The sequence below is a fragment of the Ferruginibacter sp. genome (genome assembly GCF_031391665.1).
Lineage (GTDB): Bacteria > Bacteroidota > Bacteroidia > Chitinophagales > Chitinophagaceae > Ferruginibacter.
This window is the reverse complement of record NZ_JANMUN010000275.1, coordinates 1-21,110: the sequence shown is the minus strand read 5'-3', so window position 1 is coordinate 21,110 and position 21,110 is coordinate 1. Positions and strand designations below refer to the sequence as shown.

Sequence of the window (21,110 nt, the reverse complement as noted above, 5' to 3'; positions counted from 1 at the left end):
TTGGTTGGCGAAAGTAACGATTTTAAAGCGTTTTTCGCAATAAAACAGGGCTTTTAAGCGCTTAGTTTTACACATTTATTTTGTTGTTGTGGAGAAGATTTTGGAATAGAAATTTGTTCCCTTATTAAGCTTTGGAGACGTCGCATTACGTTCAACATTTATATCACTGTTTAACTTTTATATAAGCATAGAATTTAGCAACAATAAATAAACTATTTTGCACAAAATTTTGTATTTGAAAACTATACTTCTATTTGGCGCAGGTAAATCTGCTACCGTTTTAATTGACTATTTATTAAGTGAAGCCGAAATAAATAGCTGGCATATTATTATTGCTGATGCAGATAAAAACCAGGTACTTGCTAAAACTAATAATTCTCGTTTAGCCGAAGCAGTACAAATTGATATTACTAAAGAAGAACACCGGGTTGCACTGGTACAAAGGGCTGACATTGTAATTTCGATGATGCCCCCAGCCCTGCATTTTTTAGTGGCGAAAGATTGTGTGGCATACAGTAAAAATTTACTAACCGCTTCATATGTTGACGATCAAATCCGAAATCTACAATCCGAAATCGACAATAAAGGTATTCTGTTTCTCTGCGAAATGGGCTTAGACCCGGGCATTGACCACATGAGTGCTATGAAAATGATTGATGAAATAAAAGCGGCGGGAGGAAAAATAACTTCTTTCAAAAGTCATTGCGGCGGTTTGGTTGCACCGGAGAGTGATAATAATCCGTGGCATTATAAAATAAGCTGGAACCCAAAAAATATTATAATGGCAGGCAGTGCCGGCGCAGTTTATAAAGAGAACTATGAAATAATTGAAGAAGAATATCAAATAGTATTTGAAAATTGTGAATTAATCACTTTTCCCAGATTAGGCGAACTGGCCTGGTACCCTAACAGAGATTCAATCAGCTATCTGCCAATTTATAAATTAGAAGAAGCTGAAACTTTTATAAGAACCACTTTGCGTTACCCGGCCTTTTGCCGTGGGTGGGATTATGTTGTAAATCTTGGGCTAACCGACACCGAAGACCATGATAATATTATGGATTGCGAAACTTATGCCGACTGGCTGGAAAGAAAATTATATTTAGTTGAAGACAGGGAAATGGATTTAATAGAATACACCGATTTATATGTGCACGAAGATTTTATTGCAGAACTGACCAACCAATTTATTTTTTTGGGATTAACTGCTAATACTAAATTGCCCAAAGCTGCACAATGCTCAGCAGATATTTTACAATTTGCTGCCGAAACAAAACTGGCTATGCAGCCAAATGATAAAGATATGATTGTGATGCTGCATGAAATTGAGTATGAAAAAGAAAATACTCAACAGGGCCCTGTGGTGAAATACAAAGTACAGAGTTCTTTAAAAGTAATTGGAGCAGATAGTTTAAGAACGGCTATGGCAAAAACAGTGGGTTTGCCATTAGGTATTGCAGCTAAATTAATTTTAAACGGAACTTTACAACTTACCGGATTACACATTCCAACAGCAAAAGAAATTTATGAACCAGTGTTAAAAGAACTGGAGAAGATGGGTATCAGTTTTACAGAAACAAATTGATAAATATGTGTAAAGAAAATATCTATTAAACTTCAAAACCTTAAATAGATTTTGTATCAAAAAAATCCCCTGCTCCGCATCTAGTATATCGTTGTCTTTATTTGCAACGATTAGATTTTTATACTCGTTTACTTTTACCCAATAAATTATCCAGCAAACGATAAAACCAGAGAAGCAAGCCCAACCAAAAAAGGAATGAATGCACAATTGCGGGTACAAATAAGTAAATTTTAAAAAAATTACTCCGGCTTTTCCCAATGACGAATGGCCTCACAAACCTCAAAAACTTATCCCCGGCTTATCCGTTCTCGAACTTATTTTTCCCACACCAATCAATTGATCCGAACGGTCGGTAAAGGCTTTATAATACATTAAAATGGTGTAGGTATTTTCTGTTTCCCAGTAATTACCTTCCATATCAATTTTATTGGCAGCATTATTTTTATCCACTGCTATGTAAGTGTAATTATAATAGCCCTGCTTTAAAAAAGCGGTTATTTCGTACGCACCTTTTTCTGCATTAAAGATCATTTTAGTTTTATCATTAAAAGCATAATCGGTTAACTGGCCGGCCAAATAAATATCTTTACCGGTTATGGGCTGTGCGTTGGCGGTAGCCAGGGTAAAATGCACTGTTGCAAAATCTCCCTGCCAGTAAGGGTTAATGCTTTCGTAAGTTTCTATTAAAAACATACCGTTAAGGTCCCTGAAAGAAACATATCGTTCTCCGCTCCTGTCTTTATCTCTTTTTACAAAAATATCGGTAGAAGTTTTTTTATAATTGGCACTGTCCACCCTGTCGCTTTGCAACCTGAAACTTCTTAAATCGAGCCAGCGCCATTCTTTACCGGCAGCAAATACCAAATTATTTTCGTTACTGTATTCTAAAGATGTGCCACGTACAAATGTTGGTGCAATATCTTTTAAGGCATTATCCCAACGGTTATTTTGTAAAATAATTACTTTAACCTGCTGCGCCGCACTAAAAGTATTAACGCCTGTTATGTTTGCAGTAAACTGCACTTTTTGATGTGTGCTGTAAAACTGTGGTGTATATGGCTGTACAATTTTTGCAGCAATGGCCGCTTTTTGATCCAGCACTAACAGCCTTCTTGTAAATGCCAATTGCGATGTATCGCCATTTAAAAAAACTTTAAGAAGATAATTACCCGATAAAGTGATCGTAGTATTTCTGTCGGGTACTATGGCCTGGTAGTGTGTATATTTTGTAAATGCAATGGACGAATAGCGGTTGGTGGTAATACGCTGTTGTGTAAATCCTTTAATGTACATAAACGGGCTGATGTCAACCGGCTTCCAGTTATAATCGCACAATTGAAAAGTATAGTAATAACTTTTTACATTGGCATCCAGGTCATCAAAATTTAATTCTAACTGATCGCCGCTGTTAAGGTTGTAAATGGCCAGTGCCGTTTGATCGCCATAAGGATGAAAGCGTACACATTGTATGTTTGATTTGTAAACTGCATCAGGAGTTTGAGCAAAGGAAAAAAAAGCACTTATAGAAAATAGGAATAAAAAGAATATTTTTTTTGTAACAAACTTCACAGCTTTGGTCAGCATCGTTGTGTCACTCCCTTGTACGGCATTGCAAGATTGAACTTTTATCATGTTATGTGTAATCTTTACGTTTAAATAAAATACATTTGTAAGATACCAAAAGTATGCCATTTGAATATATCCGTTTTTATAGCAAAAAGAATTGCCTTTAACAGGGAAAAAACTTTCTCCCGCTTTATTATACGCCTTGCAGTTGCAGCTACCGCCATAAGTGTGGCGGTAATGATTATTGCCATGAGCTTTGTAAACGGTTTTCAGCAGGTAATCAGCAATAAAGTGTTTAGCTTTTGGGGTCATATACGTGTGCAGCAGGACCTTGAAAATAAAGTTAGTATTGCCGAAGAATATCCCATTGCTCAAAACCTAACCGTAGAAAATAATTTAAAAAAAATACCCGAAATAAAAAGTGTAGAGCGTTATGCCACTAAATCGGCCATCTTAAAATACAAAAACGAAATTGAAAGCGTTTTGTTAAAAGGCATTGATTCTACTTTTGATTTTAGCCGCATGAACAGCCTTTTAAAACAAGGCAGATGGATGAATGTAAAAGACAGTGGCTACAGCAAAGAAATTGTACTGTCGGAATATACAGCCAATCAATTAAAATTAAATATTAACGATAGTGTGGATGTAGTTTTTATAGATGGCAGTGGTGTTAGCAATGCCCGGCGGCGGCGTTTACAAATTACCGGCATTTACAAAACATCTATTGAAGAATATGATAAAGCATTCGGTATTTGCCATATTAATTTAATAAGACGGTTAAATAACTGGGCACCCGACCAAATTGGCGGCTACGAAATTTTTTTATACGATTATAAAAAAACAGATGCTATCAATAAAATAATACACGAAGTGGATGTGCTGGCACAAACCTGGTACAGCAAAACCATTAAAGAAACTTACCCCAATATTTTCGACTGGCTGGCGCTGCAGGAAAGGATAAAAAATATTTTGCTTATAATAATGGTGGTAGTTGCAGCGGTAAACCTTATTACCTGCCTTTTAATTTTAGTGCTGGAGCGTACAAGAATGACAGGCATTTTAAAAGCCGTTGGTGCCAGCGACTGGAATGTGCAGCAAATATTTTTATACAACACTTCTTTTATTGCTGTTGCCGGTGTTGTGCTGGGTGCAATATTTGGTCTGGGCATTTGCTGGCTGCAGGAAAAAACCGGGTTTATTACTTTAGACGAAAATGCTTACTACATGGATAAAGCTCATGCGGAAGTAGTATGGTGGCAGGTGTTATTAATTTGTGTGGGTACTTTAATAATTTGTTTTGCAACACTTATAATCCCTACACTTCTTATTAAAAAAATAAAACCGGTAAAGGCAATACAGTTTCGTTAACTGGTAAACTGGTTTATTAGTTTATTGGTATTTAAAAATTGTGGCAGCATTTGTCAAATAAAATAAAAAAATAAATAATGCGCCGCACTATTCAACCAGTTAACCAATAAACTAATCAACTAATCACTGCCAAAATAATCCCCGTTGCAACAGCCGCATTCAGCGATTCTGCTTCTCCCTTTTTTGGTATGGTAATTTTCTCATCTACTAATTTCATTACGTCATCACTTATTCCTTTTCCTTCGTTGCCAATTACTATTATGGCTTCATCAATTTCTTTTAAGCTGTTTATATTTTTACCATTTAATGCAGCAGCATATCTTTTTACAGTATTATTTTTTTGCAGCCATTCCTCCAAATCAGTATAAAAAATATTTACTCTTGCTAAACTGCCCATGGTGCTTTGCACTACTTTGGGGTTATACATATCGGCGCAGGCAGGCGAACAAACTATATTTTCTATTCCAAACCAATCGGCGGTACGGATGATAGTACCTAAATTGCCCGGATCCTGAATGGTATCTAACAAAAGCGTTATTTTTTTCTTAATACTTTTTATAGTTGATGCTGTTTTCTTTTTAAAAACTGCCAGTACATTTTTGGGTGTAGTAAGCATCGATATTTTTAAAAGCTCAAAATCCTTAATCTCCAAAACTTCAATGCCGGAATATTTTTTTAATGCATTTTCGTTATTATTCAACCAATCATTTACTGCAAACAGTTGCAGGCACACAAATTCCCTGCTGTCTAATAATTCCAAAACTACTTTTGTACCTTCGGCAATAAAAACACCATTTTCGTCCCTGAATTTTTTATGGTGCAAACTTTGAATATATTTGGTATGTGTTTTGTTAAACATTACAGACTAATAAAATTTATGCCTCTAAGCACCTTTCCAAAATCAAGGCTTTTTAAGCAATTAAAGAATATTTTTTTTCTTTCACTGGTGCTGTCTTCCTGTATTGTGCCTAAAAAATATCAAAAAGACAAACCTTTTGTTACAAGTAATTCATTCGAAGTTAAGGGAGGAAATTTTAACAGGGACGAACTGATTACATTAAAATCACGTTTAAATGCACAATTGGATGACAGCTCTAAAATAAATGTGGTGGACCATTATTTTATCCGCCATGTTTATAATAAGCCTGCAGCATTTGATACCGCATCTGCTGCAAAGTCTGCAAAAAATATGCAGTCTTCTATGTTTCATCTGGGTTATTACAGAGCAAAAGCTTTTTACAAAGCTGATACAACTAAAAAGAACAACCAGCTAAGAGTTAATGTAAAATATACTGTTGAACCGGGTAAACCCACACTTATTGATACTATAAATTATTATCTTAAAAAACCCGACCTGCAGCAATTAGCTAACGAAAACATGAAAGGCAGTTTATTGGAAGAAGAAAAACCGGTAACCAAAGCTGCTGTGTTAGGCGAAATAACCAGATTAGTTGAGTTATATAAAAATAACGGCTATTATAAAATTACTCCCGAAGAATTAAAAATGAGAGGCGATACTTCGCTAGAAGCATTAACCAGTGTTAGTGATGACCCATTTGAACAATTACGTTTGTTTGCTGAGGCCCAGCAAAAAAAGGATTCGCCAAAAATAAAATTAGCAGTAGTTTTAAACCCTCCTGCTGACAGTAATAAACTTAAAAAATATTACATCAATAATATTTACATTCTGCCCGATTATAAACCAGGTGATTCACTTACCGACCCAACACTAACGGAAAGGGTTACAAATAGTTTGTACATTATACGTTATCATACCAGAAAATTCCGCTCTATTTATTTAAGCAGGATGATGCTTTTAAAAAAAGGTGAACTGTATAATCAATTAACATTTTACAAAACATTGAACAATTATTCCAGGGCAGGTGTTTGGCAAAGTGCCAATATAGAAGTTGTTGAAGTAAAAGACAATGACAGCATTAAAAAAATTAATCTTATTGTGCAACTGATACCAGCAAAACAATTTAGCCGTGAGGCTGGTATTGAAACAAATTTTTCGGCAACCAGCAATACCAATAATGTTACTGCTGCCAATTCCGGAAATCTTTTAGGCCTTTCGGGTAATGTTTCTTTAACCAACCGTAATGTAAGAAAAGAAGGTATTAAAATGATTACTTCTTTAAGTGCAGGTGTGGAGTTAAATCTTAAATCCTTTAAAACCAACACAAGCAATATTATCAACTCAAACGATTTAAGTTTATCAAATACAGGTATTATTCCACGTTTTATATTATTACCAAAATGGGTTACAAACTGCAAACATATTGTAGCACCAGAAACATTTTACAACATTACCGGCTCTTATGTTAACCGTATTAGTTTATTTAATTTACAATCTACCAATTTAGCAATTGGTTACAGTTTTAAAAACCGAAGAAATGCCCAGTGGGTGGTAAAACCATTAAATATTGAATTTACAAGGTTGTTTAATCAAAGTCCGGAATTTGATGCCATCCTTACAAATAACCCTTTTTTAAGGTACTCGTTTAATACCGCATTAGTTGCAGGTGCAAGTGTTGGCTATTCAAGCAGGCGTATTAATCCCAGGCATACTAACCGGCTGCGTACTTTTAAAATTAATGTTGAAGAATCTGGATTCCCTCTGCTTCCCTTACCGGTTCCTCTCAGGAAACTTAATATTTTAAATACTTATCTACGGCAGTATTTAAAATCTGATATTGAATATTCTTTTTCAACAACCAGGGCTAAATCTGCTTTTGTATTTCGCACATTCGCAGGCGTGGGTTTTGCTTCTAAAAAAGATACCACACTTCCATTTTTTAAACAATATTTTGGCGGTGGAAGTAACAGTATGAGAGGCTGGCCTATACGTGGTATTGGCCGTGGGTCTCAACCATTAGCACCTTATGGCGCAAACAGGTTTAACGACCGTACAGGAGATTTACAATTTGAAACTAATGTAGAATACCGTTTTGATATTGCACAAATAGTACCCAACACTTTAATACTTAAGCAGGCTTTTTTTATTGATATCGGCAACGTTTGGAATATCCGTAATTCAAAAACAAATGGAAGTTTAGACAGTGCCCAATTTAAAGCAAAAAATTTCTGGAAAGAATTAGGCATAAATGCCGGCACAGGTTTCAGGCTTGATTTTAATTATTTTGTAATAAGACTTGATTTTGGCTTTAGATTTAAAAGGCCCGAATTAAGTGATATTAATAACGGCTGGAAAGTACCACCACTAAGTTTTAACGATGTGCTGCCGAAAATTTTTTCCAAAGGAAGAGTAGTAAATGGCGTTAACAATGAAGAGTACAGAAGATGGCGCTACGAAAATTTTAATTTTACTGTTGGAATAAATTATCCGTTTTAAAACAACGGTCCCCTGATTGGGTTTTGAATTGTATTAATTGGTATTTACAAACAGGCAATAAATTTTCAATTGGTGAATAAGTGTTACCGATTTGTATTAACACCAGTTTGTAATCTGTTGTTTCATTTGCAGAAATATTTTTTGTCTTTACTTTATCACTTACTGTTGCCATGGTAGCAGCAGACGCATCTGCTGACTGGACACCACGGTTAAGTTCTGCAATTATATAAGCAAGCAGTGCAGCAGTACAAAGCACTATTTGTGCAATTAATTTAATTCGTTTCATTTTTTTATTTTTTTTGTTTTACAGTGCAAAGATGATACGGATTTAGAGGCCCGGCAATGCTTACAGGTGCCAATTGCACTATTGAATGGATGAATTGCTAAAACTTAAATATGAAATACAGGACTGATTAAAATGCCCAATAGGCGAAGTTTTAGAAGTTGCCCCCGCCGCCACCTTAAATGATACGATAGTTTAAAAAAACCGCAGTTAAATTGGTAACATTGAGGCGGCTATAAATTTGTTTACCTTTATAAAAACTTTATACTTATGAACTGGACCGTAATTATTATTGTAGCAATTATACTTATTGCCCTAATTGTTTTTTTGGTTACAAAAAACAGGAAGGATGAAAAGGAATTTGAAAATCAGCAGAACAACGATTATCATAAATCAAAAGAAGAGGAAGGCGATATTGACGGCGAAGCCAGCACAAAATAAATTTTTCGGCAAAAGATATTTTGTTGGTTTAAAAACTAAAAGATAAAACTTGCAGTGATCCAAATACTTAGTTATTTATTTTTCCTTTTCCTGCTGCTCCCCTATCCTTAATATTTGTTTTGGGGTCAGGTAATTTGCCCCGTTTATAAATAATAAGCCCGTTTAAAAAATTACGCAGTATCTGGTCGCCTGCCTCTTCGTACCCGGGATGATCGGAGTTTCTGAAAAGATCACCTAATGCACCTTTTGTAATTTCAAAATCAACGAGTGCTAAAATTTCAATAATATCATCATTGCGTAATGCAAGGGCCACCCTTAGTTTTTTTAAAATATCGTTGTTGCTTAACATGGCATTTGTTTTTTAATTAATTGATTTGCTAAATATAGAACAATTGAACTTCTCCACCTTTTGCCGGTGCTAAAATTAAAATAACCGGATAGTGAATTTTATTTTTCTTTTTCAATTCTTCTTTTAAGGTAACCATTTTATAAACCAATTTAACCGCTGGATAATTATTTACTCTACTGTTCCTTATAATTTAAGAACTATGCAGTGAACTTTATTCTTTAACTATTTAAACTTTTCAATTATGCCAAAAGTAAAATTTGCATTAACAAAAATGCGTTGCCTGGAAGAAACAAACGAACCAAGTGCATCCGAAGAACCTTATGTACTTGTTTTTGCATCGCAATTAAAAAAAGTAGCGGGGCTTGTAACAATCCCTGCAGCATCTACCACTATGTACGGCCCATGGGAAAATGTGGACAAAGGTGAACTGGTATCCACTGCCGTAAATATTTCCGGGCCATTGGGTAAATTTCTTAATCATCCCTCTAAAAATTTTTGGGGATTGGATGGTAAGCCACACGATCTTAATTCGCCGGACGAAGCCATTTTTATTGCAGCCTTAATGGAAAATGATGATGCACAGGCAGGCGGCATACGTGCCGGTTTGCATGCACAATTATTTGCAGCGATAACTTCTTATGCCAATGCCGGTATGAGCCGTGCAAGTATGGTATCTAAATTAAAAAAAGATGCCAAAGATATTTTAACCGGTGTAACAGTTACGGGCATTCCAAGCAGTGATGATTTAATTGGCGTGGCGGAAATACCATATTCTGCCGCCGATTTACAGGCTGTAAACACCAAGACAATTGTAAAAAATATTGAACTTGCAGGTGATGGCGGTAAATACAGGTTGCGTTTTGAAATGAGCAAGTAAATACAACTGTAAATGGTATTGCCGGCCTTTGTGCCGGCTTTTTTTATTTACTAATACCTTTCTGAATAAAGTGTATTTAAAAATAGTATTTACATCTAAATATAATTTTATACAGGGTAATTAATTCTACACCTGTAAATGGCCTTATAATTGATACTAATTCATTAAACACCAAATCGTATGTATTTGAACAATGGTTACCTTTAAACAAATAAAGAGATTGCCTTAAGCAGATGCTTGTTTTTAAAACAGCAATAAAAAATCTGATTTCGGATTATTTCGTAAGTAGTAAATATTATACACAAAATTGTACGAACCAGTAAATATGCCCAACAGTTCTTCATCTGATACAATGCCCGAATTTGATATTGTAGTTATTGGTTCTGGCCCAGGCGGTGCCACAACAGCACGTTTTGCCGCAGCAAATGGCTTACGTGTTTTATTGGTAGATAAAAAACAGGAGCTCGGTGCTCCTATTCAATGCTCAGGTGCTGTCAGCTATAATGCTTTAGAACAAACCGGTGTATCTCCCTCTGCTGAATTTATTTTAGAAGATATTTATGGCTTTGCCATTTATAATACTAAAGGCGAAAAAAAAGTAGTTGATTACCGGCAAATAAAACCGGATGAATACGGCAGCAATGAAGGTAACAAACCGTTGGGTTATGTGGTGGACAGGCGGCGCTTTGACCGCTACCTTGCAACACAGGCTGAACGTGCCGGTGTAACGATATGGTTAAAAACAGAAGCCATTGGTTATCGTGTATTAGATAACGGCAGTTGTGAAATTGATCTTAATAAATTTAATGAGGCCATTACGGTTAAAGCAAAAGTAGTGGTTGGTGCAGATGGGGTGCAATCGCAGGTGGGTAAATGGGCAGGCATAAAAACTCACATTAAATTAAGTGAACTCGCCAGCTGTTTGCAATTTGTAGTAGATGGTGTGGCAACTGAGGGTTTGCTGGAAATAATTACAGGTCACCAATGGGCACCGGGTGGCTATGCCTGGGTTTTTCCTAAAGGCCATGGCTATGCAGAAATTGGATTGGGTGTTACCAGAACAATGTGTACCGATAATGCACAGGGATACTTAGACCATTTTATAAAAAATTCTTTTTTTAAAGAGCGGTTTAAAAATAGCAGGATATTAGAAATACAGGGTGGCGGTGTGCCGCTAGCAGCACCATTAAAAACGCAATATGCCGATAATTTAATTTTAGTGGGTGATGCAGCAAGGCATGTAAACTCCATAACCGGTGGAGGAATACATACTGCATTAAACAGCGGAAAAATTGCAGGAGAATTTTTAGCAGCATTAATACTAAGCGGTAAACCCACTGATAAAAATAATCTTAAAGGTTATCACGATAACTGGCTAAAAGCAGGCGGTAACAGCATGTGGAAATTATACAGGGTAAAAAGAAAAATTTTTGATACCGCAGATATTTTGGAAAGAGATGAACAATTATATAAAACCATGTCGAATTATTTTAGCCCGGATTCGGAATACAAAAAAATATAATTATGGGTACAAAAGAAGCGGTGGTTTTTGAAATTGGGTGGAATGCATGCATTAAATGTGGTGCCTGTGTAGCGGTGTGTCCGCAACCGGCAGGTTTTATAAGTAATTTTGATACTATTGCAGTAAATACTCCCTGCGATATTGCCTGTATGTTTTGCGAAGCGGTTTGCCCGGTAAATACTATCACACATCAACTTGTGTCAGTTTTTAATTCAATCACAAAATAAATTATTCTGCCGCCAGGCATTAATAAATGAAAAGCAATTCTTCTGTAAAAATAAAATCCATTCTTCATTTATACGAATTACTGCCGGAGGCGGAAAAAATAATTGTGGATGTACTAAGGCAAATAATTACAGAGAATTTACCTGCAAACTGTAAAGAAAAAATCTCATTCAACGTTCCTTATTTCTATGGCAATAAAGGCATTTGTATTATTTGGCCATCAGCAATTCCAAGAGGCGGCATAAAAAAAGGTGTGCTGTTAGGCTTTTGGTATGGTAACAAACTTAAAGATGCCAATAACTATCTTACCCATGGTACCAACAAACAAATATTTTATAAAATTTTTTATAATGTGGAGGAAATAAATGAAAAAGCTATTGTAAAATTATTAAGAGAAGCAGTTACAGTAGATAATCAATTCAACAAAAAAAAGTAAATAATATTTTTACTTAAAAATATATTTACCGTATAAGAATAAAAGTACCCTTAACAAGCTTATGCCCTTCTTTGTAACTAATGGTGTAAACATAAGTTCCGGTTGGCTGAGGAACTCCGTTTAAATTTCCATCCCAATTAACAGTTGTTGCTTCGGTATGATATACAAGCTGTCCAAAACGGTTATAAACATTTACTGTAGCGCCAAACAATGGATCAAGAAAAGGTATTCGCCACCTGTCGTTTTTTCCATCGTTGTTGGGTGTAAATGCAGTAGGCACAAAAATACCTTTTACTACTTTTATGGATGCTGGGTCCTGGTTGCTGCAACCAAAAGGACTTGCCGCATAAAGTGTATAAACAATATCATTAACAGGTGATGCTGCCGGGGTTTCTATTTTGAAATCGTTTAAATAATCCGGCGGATCCCAGTAATAAACCGGATTTTCCCCTGTAACTTTTCCATCAATAATAATTGTATTACCAGCGATCATTATTCTGTCGGGGCCTGCATTTACAAATGGTTTTGCATGTACATTTATGGCAACATCATTTGATGCAATACGGCATGCAACAACATTTACAACACTTTGCTCAATTACTGTAAGCCGGTACCAATAAAATCCTGCGGCAGTTGAATTACGCTGATAAGTTATTGTATTTGCACCTGCAATATCTTTCCAAACTTTACCCGAATCTGTACTTACCTGCCATTGGTACACCGGCGAAACATAACCTGATGATATTGTTGCATTAAATGTGTAAGTGCTTGTATTGCCTTCACAAATATCCACCGTATCGCTATTGCCTTGTATGGATGAAGTGATTATAGCCGGGCCGCATGGACGAAAAGTGATATCATCAAGGGCAATATCATTTCCAATACCACCGGGTGCATTATTGGTCATGCGTAAAACGATAACAGGATTATTAACAGGCGTGGTAAAAAAGAAACCATATTGTTTCCATACAGCAGAAAAAGATTCCGGAATATCGCCGGTTGAAAACTGCTGCAGCACTGTGCCGCCGGGTGTTTCTATACTAAAAGTTATATTGGGTTTAATGCCGCTACGGGCAAGCACATTCATCAGCCATGCAGCAAATTCATAAGTTGTATTGGGACAAAGATCGGTTACAGTGGTTACTAAAAAATCGCCTGGTAAAAATGAGGCATTAACCAATAAAAATGCACCATTTCCGGTATGATCGTTGTTTACTGTTATCCATGAATTTCCGAAACAGCCCGAGGTACGGTTTGTAATAGTGTAAAAACCATCATTGGGGCAGGAAGAACTGGTGTAGTTATAAGCGTTAGTGGGTACATAACCTGTATTGCTGCCACTGCCAGATCCAAAAGTAATATTTACAACAGCATCGCCTAAACTTCCATTGCATATTTGTGCCTTTAACGTAAGTGAAGTGCCAAAAGCAACAATAAAAAATAGCAACCGTAAAAGAAAAGGCATCTTTGGTAATTTAAATATCGTATGCTAAATTATTTCTTTTTTTTGATAGAAAAATGTATGATTTACAGGCATCCTTCAAATTTGATAAAATAAAAAAGCTGCCCTGTTTTATTAAGGCAGCTTTTTAAAATACTGTTTTTATTATTTCGTTAAGCGAATGGTACCTAAATCGGTTTCCTTATTTCTTGTTACAGAAATATTTGTAATAGTGGTATCTCTGTAGCCATTAATACCATCAATAAACAAACTGTAAGTTCCACTTCTCAATCCCCTTATTTTAAATTCTCCTTCATTCTCCGGCCTTGCAAATGCAGTATCAGTGGCATTAAATGCTTTAATCATTCCAAATGAATGTACGGGCCGTACTTTACCTTCTATCTCGCCACTGCTGTGTTTACCAAAAGGTTTTAGCACTGGCTTCAACCAATAAGTGCCATTAATAATTCTTATTGAACGTGACAAATCAAAGTCTAAATACAAATTGAAATTATTTGATGATAAAGAATCAAGATGTTCTTTCTTAATATTAACATAAATAAAATTCTGATTGTTTACAAGTTTTAAAGGATGTGTAATGCTATCCACCTGAACACTGTTATTGGTACCCAGTGTAAATTTAATTCTTTGAATTTTTCCGTTTAATATAAACCCACTGGCAAGCAATGTATCTAAACCATTTCTTAGTTTAAGTAAATCATACACTCCTGCCCTTATATCTAATGTATCCCATATTTCGCAATTGCTGTTACGCCTGTCATTATCATCATCGCAGCCGGGCTGGTCATGGTCATCATCGCTATTACGGCGGCAGGTATCCAGCTTTACTTCTATACGCTGAATATCTATCAATACTTTTTGAAAATCAAGTGGACCATCGGTAAGGTAAACCGAAAGCTTTGAATTACCCGGTGGAATAGTTGTATTACTGTCTCCAGAAGTTTCTTTTTGGCAGGCATAAAAAAACAGGCTGAGTGTAAGTAAAAACATACTTGCAATCAAGGAGGTTCTTGAAATTGATTTCATAAGTTTTCTTTTTTAAGTTTTTAATAAATAATAAAACGAATCAGGTAGAATTTTATATAGTGGAGGAGATTTATTTTATTTTGAAACAGACAAAAAAAATGCCAATATTTTAAAATGTGCAAAACAACTACGGTTAGGTGTAATACTAACGGTGTTGCCTTGAAGTTGTATTGAAAAGAGTATAAAAAAATAAGCCACCAGAGTGGCTTATTAAAAAATTATATAAGAAGTTAAACAGTTGTTATTTAAAAAGCCAATTTTTTATTACTTAACCAGGAGAGGCTTATATCCTCCGGTACTTTCATTCTTTCTGCAATTTTTTTGTACCTGGTGGCAAGGTTACATAAATAATCCTGGGCTTTAGATGCACCATCTTTTAATCCTGTAAGGGTTTCAATTTTCCAGAGGGAAACAAGGTGTTCTATAATGCTTGCATAATCCCAGGTGGTGTACACGCCTATTTTTTGTGTAATGGCAGAAAAATCTGTAAAGAGATTGGTATTTTTTGCACCATCGGCCATTAAAATAGCAGGCATTGCAATTTGTTTACGCATCATTTGTTCAAAAGCCTTCAAGCCACCATTAGGGTCTATTTCAAATATTTTCGACATGAATGATTTGTAAGCTTTTTCATGCCTGGCCTCATCGCCTGCAATGGTTTTACAAATTCTGGATAAAGTACTGTCGCCCGCTTTATCGGCCAATTTACCAGTATTTACATGCGATATTTTTGTAGCTCTTTCCTGAAAAGAAGTGTACACCATCGCCTGGTAAGGGTCGTTATTGGTGTTGGCGTTAAAGCCATTGTAAATTAACCGGTGAATAGTTTGTTCCACTTCTTTCATATCGCATCTGCCGGATAAATAAAGATATTTATTAAGCAAATCGCCGTGCCTGTTTTCTTCAGCCGTCCATGCCCTGCTCCATCTTACCCAGCCATTGGTACTGGTTAAATCTTTTTCTTCGTTTACAATAAGATTGAAATAAGTTTGATAACTGGGTAGTGCCTCCTCTGTAATCATGTTCCCAACGAGTGAAGTAATAACACTGTCTGGGATACATGCAGTACGTTCTCTTAATTTTTTTACTTCTTCAAAAACACCATCCTTAGTAAAATCTGGTAAAAAATCGGTTGGTTGCCAGCAATCATCCGGGTCTAAAAGTGAAGTTTCAACAGTTTCGGCTACAAAACCCTGTAACATTCCTATCACTTCCATGTTCTTTGCTACTTCACTATTATCTTCTAAATGCATTATAATTTATTAAACTATTTTGAATATTCTGGTGTAAAGGTAAGTGATGTTAACAAGTTTTAGCTTGTATTAATTATCATACAACATCTGTGCCTGTCATAAATTTTTTTATACTTATAAATGCAGTTTATTGGTGATACTATTTTATAATTGATCAATGTTTTGCAATTTAAGGTTGATATAGTAGTCATTATGCCAAAAATTGATGATCCCTTATTAGATTGGTTTTCAGAAAAAAAATATTTTAAATTTGATAATCTTTTAAATTAGATAAAGCAATGAAGCAAATAATTATTAGAAAAGCAGTAATGACGGATTTAGAGAGGCTTCTGGAGTTTGAGCAGGGTGTAATTGCTGCGGAAAGGCCTTTTGACCCCACCCTGAAAAAGGGAAAAATTAATTATTACGATATTGAAAAAATGATTGCCGCTGCAGATGTTGAAATTGTTGTTGCAGAACTGGATGGAGAAATTATTGGCAGCGGTTATGCCCGTATTGAAGATGCAAAACCATATTTGCAGCATCAGCAACATGCGTATTTAGGTTTTATGTATGTAGACCCTAATCATAGAGGTAAAGGCGTAAACAAAAAAATTATAGATGCTCTTGTGGAATGGTGCAATTTGCAAAACATCACTGAATTAAGACTGGATGTGTACCAGAGTAATGAAGACGCAATAAAGGCTTATGAAAAAGTAGGATTTATAAAACACATGATTGCAATGCGGAAGAAAATATAATACTTATTCTTCCAGTTTAATAAATGGTTTTTTCATAAGACTGGCAAGGTCTTCATCTTTATCGTTACTGTAATACCTATCCAATCCGTACCGAAGTTTTGATTTATCTAATTCCGAATAAGTTCTGAATAAACGATCCCAGATAGAAAATACTGCACCATAATTACTATCAGTATAAGGTTGTTTCCAGTGGTGATGCACCTTGTGCATGTTGGGAGAAACGAGCACATAACTCAATCCTTTATCCAACCAAAGTGGCAAAGAAATATTGGCATGTGTAAAAGCAACAAATATGGTGAGTATGGTTTGATAAATCATCACTGCATAAATGGGTGCACCGCAAATTATTATTGCAATTAAAAAAAATAATCCTCTCCATACACTTTCCAATGGATGATGACGAAGGCCCGAAGTAACATCAACATTATTATCGGCGTGATGAATAATGTGCATACGCCAGAATAAGGGCACTTTATGCTCAATCATGTGGCTCAGCCATCCACCAAATAAATCTAATGCCAGTGCCGAAATAATTATTGTTCCAATAACAGAAGCATTTAACCAGTAAACTAATCCAAACTGATTTGCCGAAGCCCAATCTGATAACTTAACAATTAAAAAACCAAAACCTGTGTGGATGATAAGATGAATTACTGTGAATGTAAGATTAACAGAGGCATGTTTCCATTTTGTTTTTTTGTATTTTAATGCAAGCAATGGTATGGCACCTTCAATAATCCAGAGTATGAGCATGGAGCCAATAATAAAAGCCATCCGTTCAACCGGCCTCTGCTCCAGTGTAGAAAAGTAAGCAATGATTTTATCGAACATTGTAAAATTATTATTGAAAAGTTACGATTTTTTAAGGCAAGTAATAAAGCACTGCAAAAATTTATGATAAATTTTATTCATCCATTCCTTCACTTCCCTCAGCAGTTTTACTGCTGTTTGCAACCATGCTATTGATAACAGTAATTTCTTCTGGTGTAAAATATCGCCACTTGCCGGGTTGTAAACCAGCAATAGTGATATTCATTATTCTTATTCGTTTTAATGATACCACATTATACCCCAGCACTTCACACATGCGGCGTATTTGCCTGTTCAACCCCTGTGTTAATATAATTTTAAACCTGCTGTCGCCTTCCTGTTTTACAAAACATTTTTGTGTTACTGTACCGCCAAGGCGTACACCGTTTCGCATTTTGTTTATAAAATCTATATTGATGGGTTTATCAACTGCAACAATATATTCTTTTTCGTGTTTGTTACCTGCACGTAAAATTTTATTTACAATATCGCCGTCGTTGGTTAAAAAAATTAAGCCTTCACTTCTTTTATCTAATCTGCCAATTGGAAAAATGCGGCTTTTAAAATTTATAAAATCAATAATATTGGTTTTATCTTTTAAATCAGTAGTGCATGTAATGCCTTTAGGTTTGTTCAGTAAAATATAAACCGCAACGTTTTTCTTTTTTTTAATAGGCTCACCATCTACCAGTACCACATCCTTTTCTCCTACCCTGTTTCCTTTTGTGGCTTCTATTCCATTAATGGTTACACGGCATTGCTCAATATATTTATCAGCTTCCCTGCGGCTGCAAAAACCTGTTTCGCTAATGTATTTATTTAAGCTGATATCCATTTTTCGATTTCAGATGTGTAAATCTTGAACTATTTTTTCTTCTGTGATTCCGTGCCGCTGTGTCAATCAATAAAAAAGGGAAGCATATGCTTCCCGTATTAAACTATTTTATCAGCATAAGAATTAAATATTATCCTTTACTTTTTTAACTGGCACTTTCCGCAGCGGGTGTTTCAGTTACCACGGGTGCAGGCTTTTCTTCTTTATGTAATTTACCCAGTTCTGATCCTGATTTTTTCTTTTGCGCTGCTTTTGGTGCAAACATTACCAGCATTCTTTTTCCTTCCATTTTTGGTAAGCCTTCTAAAGCACCTACATCTTTTAAACTATCAGCAAATTTTAATAATAATAATTCGCCACGCTCTTTAAACATAATAGCACGTCCTTTAAACTGTACGTGTGCTTTTACTTTATCTCCATCCTGCAAAAACTTTTCGGCATGCTTTACTTTAAACTCAAAATCATGATCATCTGTGTTTGGCGTAAAACGTATTTCTTTAACCTCACTGGTTTTGCTTTTTGCTTTTTGTTCTTTCTTCTTCTTTTTCTCTTCGTACAAAAATTTATTGTAGTCAATAATTTTACATACAGGCGGATTGGCTCCCGGAGAAATTTCTACTAAATCAAGTTCCTGTTCTTTTGCAATTTTTGCGGCTTCGGCAGTTGCATAAATGCCCGGTTCAATATTTTCGCCAACCAACCGTACTTCGGGTACTTTTATCATGTGGTTGGTACGATGCTCCTGCTGCTGTTCTTTTTTAAAACGGGGATTAAACGCTCCCCGGGGCGGCCGTGGTGGAAATGCCATTTACAATTTTTAATTTACAATGTTGTTTATTATTCTTACGTAAGATAAAAATTAAATTTTATTTTACATCGAACGCTCTTTTATTTCTTTCGAAATTTCTGTAATAAATTCATTAATATCTTTTGCACCTAAATCTCCTATGCCCTGCCTTCTTATTGATGCTTTGCCTTCGTTCATTTCTTTTTCTCCAATCACCAGCATGTAAGGCACTCTTGCCAATTCGGTATCCCTTATCTTTTTTCCTACCTTCTCGTTTCTGTCATCAATTTCCACACGAATATCAGCATTTTTCAGCTTTTGCAAAATTGTATTTGCATAATCCATAAACTTATCGCTTATCGGTAATATTTTTACCTGCAGCGGCGCCAGCCATGTTGGGAATTTTCCTGCAAAATGTTCCAGCAAAAATCCTATAAATCTTTCATGGGTTCCCAAAGGTGCCCGGTGAATAATTAATGGCACTTCCGGATGGTTATCTTTATTGGTAAAACTTAGCTTAAAGCTTCGGCCCTGGGCAAAATCTACCTGGTTGGTAGCTAAAGTAAATTCTTTACCAATAGCACTCCAAATTTGTACATCAATTTTAGGACCGTAAAATGCTGCTTCGTCCTGAACTTCTACAAAAGGTGTATTTGTTTCTATTAAAACCTTTCGTACCATATCCTCGGTTTCCTTCCACAGTGCTGGTTCATTTACATATTTTTGCCCCAGTTTTTCGGGGCTGTGCAGGCTAAGCCGCATTACATATTTATCTACACCAAATATTTTAAAGTATTTGATATACATTTCATTTACTGCCATAAACTCCTGTGCAAATTGTTCTTTACTGCAATAAATATGTGCATCGTTCATGTGCAGGCAACGCACCCTCATAAGGCCAAATAACTCCCCACTTTGTTCGTAACGGTAACAGGTTCCATATTCTGCAATACGATAAGGCAGGTCTTTGTAACTCTTTTGCTCTGCATCAAATATTTTATGATGATGAGGGCAGTTCATCGGTTTTAAATAGTATTTTTCGCCATCCATTTCCATCGGGGGAAACATACTATCAGCATAATAAGGTAAATGCCCGCTGGTAATATACATACTCTCTTTTGCAATATTGGGTGTAACCACTCTTTTGTAACCAGCAGCTTTTTCTGTTTCCTTTGCCAATTTTTCAAGTTCTTCAATAATAATAGTGCCGTTGGGCATCCACAAGGGTAAGCCCGGACCTACATTATCTTCAAAAGTAAAAATGCCTAACTCTTTACCCAACTTACGGTGATCTCTTTTCTTAGCTTCTTCCAGCATAGCAAGGTATTCGTCCAATTCTTTTTGGCTGGGGAATGTTATGCCATAAATACGTGTAAGTTGTTTATTTTTTTCATCGCCTTTCCAGTATGCACCAGCAATGCTGGTTAATTTTATAGCTTTTATAAAACCTGTATTGGGTATGTGTGGGCCACGGCACAAATCGGTAAATTGCCCCTGTGTGTAAAATGTAATGCCAACATCGGTAAGGCCACTTAATAAATCTAATTTGTATTCATCTCCTTTATCTTCAAAATATTTTATGGCATTGGCTTTAGAAATTTCTTTTCTTGCAAAACCATTATTTTGTTTGGCAAGCTCATTCATCTTTTTTTCCAGTAAAGCCAAATCTTCTTCGGTAATTTTTTTATCCCCTAAATCCATATCGTAATAAAACCCTTTTTCAATTGCAGGGCCTACCCAAAATTTTACACCGGGAAACATAGTTTCCACAGCCTCTGCCATAAGGTGTGCCGAGGAATGCCAGAAAGTTGATTTTGCATCGGTATCATCCCAGGTTAATAATTTTAAAGATGCGTCATTATTTATTGGTCTTGTGGCATCCCAAACTTCGCCATTAATATTTGCTGCTAACACTTTTCTTGCCAATCCTTCGCTTATAGATTTGGCCACATCCAAAGCTGATGCACCAGCTTCATATTCCTTTACTGCCCCATCGGGTAATGTAATCTTTATCATATCTTTATAATGCTGCCTTAGCTTACGGCAGGGTGCAAATTTAACGAACTATTAGCTATGGAAAAATTAATCTAAAATATCTTTGTAAATAATGAAAATAATTTTACTGTTGGGTGTTTTTTTATTTTTAAACGAAATAGTATTTGGCCAGGATTTGCAGGGTGAATGGAAGGG

Annotated in this window: 20 protein-coding genes; 9 read left to right on the top strand and 11 right to left on the bottom strand. The window is 35.7% G+C overall.

The features are described from left to right. The first annotated feature begins 235 nt into the window (after positions 1 to 235). On the top strand, positions 236 to 1,585 hold the full coding sequence (locus ACY651_RS21260) for a saccharopine dehydrogenase C-terminal domain-containing protein (RefSeq protein WP_462255532.1): 1,350 nt from the start codon (positions 236 to 238) through the stop codon (positions 1,583 to 1,585). Between the two features lie 279 nt (positions 1,586 to 1,864). Here the strand turns inward: ACY651_RS21260 and ACY651_RS21255 are convergent, their stop codons facing one another. Beyond that, positions 1,865 to 3,277 carry a type IX secretion system plug protein gene (locus ACY651_RS21255; protein WP_462255531.1) on the bottom strand — a complete coding sequence of 471 codons (1,413 nt, stop codon included), beginning with the start codon at positions 3,275 to 3,277 and terminating at the stop codon, positions 1,865 to 1,867. On the opposite strand from ACY651_RS21255, the gene ACY651_RS21250 reads away from it, so the two are divergent. After that, positions 3,278 to 4,519, top strand: a complete 1,242-nt coding sequence (locus ACY651_RS21250; RefSeq protein ID WP_462255530.1) for an ABC transporter permease — start codon at positions 3,278 to 3,280, stop codon at positions 4,517 to 4,519. A gap of 115 nt (positions 4,520 to 4,634) precedes the next feature. On the opposite strand, the gene ACY651_RS21245 is transcribed toward ACY651_RS21250, so the two are convergent. Beyond that, on the bottom strand, positions 4,635 to 5,378 hold the full coding sequence (locus tag ACY651_RS21245) for a TrmH family RNA methyltransferase (RefSeq protein WP_462255529.1): 744 nt from the start codon (positions 5,376 to 5,378) through the stop codon (positions 4,635 to 4,637). 18 nt (positions 5,379 to 5,396) lie between these two features. Between ACY651_RS21245 and ACY651_RS21240 the strand changes: the two genes are divergently transcribed. Then, positions 5,397 to 7,874: a BamA/TamA family outer membrane protein gene (locus ACY651_RS21240; protein ID WP_462255528.1), complete on the top strand. Its 2,478-nt coding sequence runs from the start codon at positions 5,397 to 5,399 to the stop codon at positions 7,872 to 7,874. Here ACY651_RS21240 and ACY651_RS21235 read toward each other — a convergent pair. Then, on the bottom strand, positions 7,846 to 8,160 hold the full coding sequence (locus tag ACY651_RS21235; protein WP_462255527.1) for a hypothetical protein: 315 nt from the start codon (positions 8,158 to 8,160) through the stop codon (positions 7,846 to 7,848). The two genes, ACY651_RS21240 and ACY651_RS21235, sit on opposite strands and share 29 nt — an antisense overlap. 267 nt (positions 8,161 to 8,427) lie before the next feature. On the opposite strand from ACY651_RS21235, the gene ACY651_RS21230 reads away from it, so the two are divergent. Next, a complete protein-coding gene (locus ACY651_RS21230) occupies positions 8,428 to 8,598 on the top strand; it encodes a hypothetical protein (protein WP_462255526.1) in 171 nt (56 codons plus the stop codon). Positions 8,599 to 8,665: 67 nt separating this feature from the next. On the opposite strand, the gene ACY651_RS21225 is transcribed toward ACY651_RS21230, so the two are convergent. Then, positions 8,666 to 8,947, bottom strand: coding sequence for a DUF1456 family protein (locus ACY651_RS21225; RefSeq protein ID WP_462255525.1), 282 nt, complete (start codon positions 8,945 to 8,947; stop codon positions 8,666 to 8,668). Positions 8,948 to 9,188: 241 nt separating this feature from the next. Between ACY651_RS21225 and ACY651_RS21220 the strand changes: the two genes are divergently transcribed. The 4 genes from ACY651_RS21220 to ACY651_RS21205 all read left to right on the top strand — a co-directional run bounded on the left by ACY651_RS21220 (position 9,189) and on the right by ACY651_RS21205 (position 12,007). Next, positions 9,189 to 9,824 carry a hypothetical protein gene (locus tag ACY651_RS21220; RefSeq protein ID WP_462255524.1) on the top strand — a complete coding sequence of 212 codons (636 nt, stop codon included), beginning with the start codon at positions 9,189 to 9,191 and terminating at the stop codon, positions 9,822 to 9,824. A 325-nt stretch (positions 9,825 to 10,149) separates the two neighbouring features. After that, positions 10,150 to 11,346 (top strand): geranylgeranyl reductase family protein, encoded by a 1,197-nt coding sequence (locus ACY651_RS21215; RefSeq protein WP_462255523.1) that lies wholly within the window; start codon positions 10,150 to 10,152, stop codon positions 11,344 to 11,346. 2 nt (positions 11,347 to 11,348) lie between these two features. Further along, positions 11,349 to 11,573 (top strand): 4Fe-4S binding protein, encoded by a 225-nt coding sequence (locus ACY651_RS21210; protein WP_462255522.1) that lies wholly within the window; start codon positions 11,349 to 11,351, stop codon positions 11,571 to 11,573. A 26-nt stretch (positions 11,574 to 11,599) separates the two neighbouring features. Next, complete coding sequence (locus ACY651_RS21205; RefSeq protein WP_462255521.1) at positions 11,600 to 12,007, top strand: DUF1801 domain-containing protein; 408 nt, start codon at positions 11,600 to 11,602, stop codon at positions 12,005 to 12,007. 25 nt (positions 12,008 to 12,032) lie between these two features. On the opposite strand, the gene ACY651_RS21200 is transcribed toward ACY651_RS21205, so the two are convergent. The 3 genes from ACY651_RS21200 to ACY651_RS21190 form a co-directional block, all read right to left on the bottom strand. Continuing rightward, on the bottom strand, positions 12,033 to 13,472 hold the full coding sequence (locus ACY651_RS21200; protein WP_462255520.1) for a T9SS type B sorting domain-containing protein: 1,440 nt from the start codon (positions 13,470 to 13,472) through the stop codon (positions 12,033 to 12,035). Positions 13,473 to 13,613: 141 nt separating this feature from the next. Next, on the bottom strand, positions 13,614 to 14,495 hold the full coding sequence (locus ACY651_RS21195) for a DUF4382 domain-containing protein (protein ID WP_462255519.1): 882 nt from the start codon (positions 14,493 to 14,495) through the stop codon (positions 13,614 to 13,616). A 245-nt stretch (positions 14,496 to 14,740) separates the two neighbouring features. Further along, positions 14,741 to 15,748, bottom strand: a complete 1,008-nt coding sequence (locus tag ACY651_RS21190) for an acyl-ACP desaturase (protein ID WP_462255518.1) — start codon at positions 15,746 to 15,748, stop codon at positions 14,741 to 14,743. Between the two features lie 278 nt (positions 15,749 to 16,026). Here ACY651_RS21190 and ACY651_RS21185 point away from each other — a divergent pair, with 278 nt between their 5' ends. After that, the gene (locus ACY651_RS21185; RefSeq protein WP_462255517.1) at positions 16,027 to 16,488 is read left to right on the top strand and encodes an N-acetyltransferase family protein; all 462 of its coding nucleotides are present in this window, start codon (positions 16,027 to 16,029) and stop codon (positions 16,486 to 16,488) included. 3 nt (positions 16,489 to 16,491) lie between these two features. Here the strand turns inward: ACY651_RS21185 and ACY651_RS21180 are convergent, their stop codons facing one another. The 4 genes from ACY651_RS21180 to thrS all read right to left on the bottom strand — a co-directional run bounded on the left by ACY651_RS21180 (position 16,492) and on the right by thrS (position 20,936). Next, entirely contained in the window at positions 16,492 to 17,319 is an 828-nt protein-coding gene (locus ACY651_RS21180; RefSeq protein WP_462255516.1) for a sterol desaturase family protein, read from the bottom strand. A 73-nt stretch (positions 17,320 to 17,392) separates the two neighbouring features. Beyond that, positions 17,393 to 18,133, bottom strand: a complete 741-nt coding sequence (gene rluF / locus ACY651_RS21175; RefSeq protein ID WP_462255515.1) for a 23S rRNA pseudouridine(2604) synthase RluF — start codon at positions 18,131 to 18,133, stop codon at positions 17,393 to 17,395. A 145-nt stretch (positions 18,134 to 18,278) separates the two neighbouring features. Then, positions 18,279 to 18,941 carry a translation initiation factor IF-3 gene (gene infC, locus ACY651_RS21170; protein WP_462255514.1) on the bottom strand — a complete coding sequence of 221 codons (663 nt, stop codon included), beginning with the start codon at positions 18,939 to 18,941 and terminating at the stop codon, positions 18,279 to 18,281. Positions 18,942 to 19,004: 63 nt separating this feature from the next. Further along, positions 19,005 to 20,936 (bottom strand): threonine--tRNA ligase, encoded by a 1,932-nt coding sequence (thrS, locus tag ACY651_RS21165; protein WP_462255513.1) that lies wholly within the window; start codon positions 20,934 to 20,936, stop codon positions 19,005 to 19,007. Between the last annotated feature and the right edge of the window lie 174 nt (positions 20,937 to 21,110).

Bases quoted from the DNA above. Each gene is read 5' to 3' on its own strand.
- ACY651_RS21255 (WP_462255531.1), bottom strand. From the start codon at position 3,277: ATGGCATACTTTTGGTATCTTACAAATGTATTTTATTTAAACGTAAAG.
- ACY651_RS21245 (WP_462255529.1), bottom strand. From the start codon at position 5,378: ATGTTTAACAAAACACATACCAAATATATTCAAAGTTTGCACCATAAA.
- ACY651_RS21240 (WP_462255528.1), top strand. From the start codon at position 5,397: ATGCCTCTAAGCACCTTTCCAAAATCAAGGCTTTTTAAGCAATTAAAG.
- ACY651_RS21235 (WP_462255527.1), bottom strand. From the start codon at position 8,160: ATGAAACGAATTAAATTAATTGCACAAATAGTGCTTTGTACTGCTGCA.
- ACY651_RS21230 (WP_462255526.1), top strand. From the start codon at position 8,428: ATGAACTGGACCGTAATTATTATTGTAGCAATTATACTTATTGCCCTA.
- ACY651_RS21225 (WP_462255525.1), bottom strand. From the start codon at position 8,947: ATGTTAAGCAACAACGATATTTTAAAAAAACTAAGGGTGGCCCTTGCA.
- ACY651_RS21220 (WP_462255524.1), top strand. From the start codon at position 9,189: ATGCCAAAAGTAAAATTTGCATTAACAAAAATGCGTTGCCTGGAAGAA.
- ACY651_RS21215 (WP_462255523.1), top strand. From the start codon at position 10,150: ATGCCCAACAGTTCTTCATCTGATACAATGCCCGAATTTGATATTGTA.
- ACY651_RS21210 (WP_462255522.1), top strand. From the start codon at position 11,349: ATGGGTACAAAAGAAGCGGTGGTTTTTGAAATTGGGTGGAATGCATGC.
- ACY651_RS21205 (WP_462255521.1), top strand. From the start codon at position 11,600: ATGAAAAGCAATTCTTCTGTAAAAATAAAATCCATTCTTCATTTATAC.
- ACY651_RS21200 (WP_462255520.1), bottom strand. From the start codon at position 13,472: ATGCCTTTTCTTTTACGGTTGCTATTTTTTATTGTTGCTTTTGGCACT.
- ACY651_RS21195 (WP_462255519.1), bottom strand. From the start codon at position 14,495: ATGAAATCAATTTCAAGAACCTCCTTGATTGCAAGTATGTTTTTACTT.
- ACY651_RS21190 (WP_462255518.1), bottom strand. From the start codon at position 15,748: ATGCATTTAGAAGATAATAGTGAAGTAGCAAAGAACATGGAAGTGATA.
- ACY651_RS21185 (WP_462255517.1), top strand. From the start codon at position 16,027: ATGAAGCAAATAATTATTAGAAAAGCAGTAATGACGGATTTAGAGAGG.
- ACY651_RS21180 (WP_462255516.1), bottom strand. From the start codon at position 17,319: ATGTTCGATAAAATCATTGCTTACTTTTCTACACTGGAGCAGAGGCCG.
- rluF (WP_462255515.1), bottom strand. From the start codon at position 18,133: ATGGATATCAGCTTAAATAAATACATTAGCGAAACAGGTTTTTGCAGC.
- infC (WP_462255514.1), bottom strand. From the start codon at position 18,941: ATGGCATTTCCACCACGGCCGCCCCGGGGAGCGTTTAATCCCCGTTTT.
- thrS (WP_462255513.1), bottom strand. From the start codon at position 20,936: ATGATAAAGATTACATTACCCGATGGGGCAGTAAAGGAATATGAAGCT.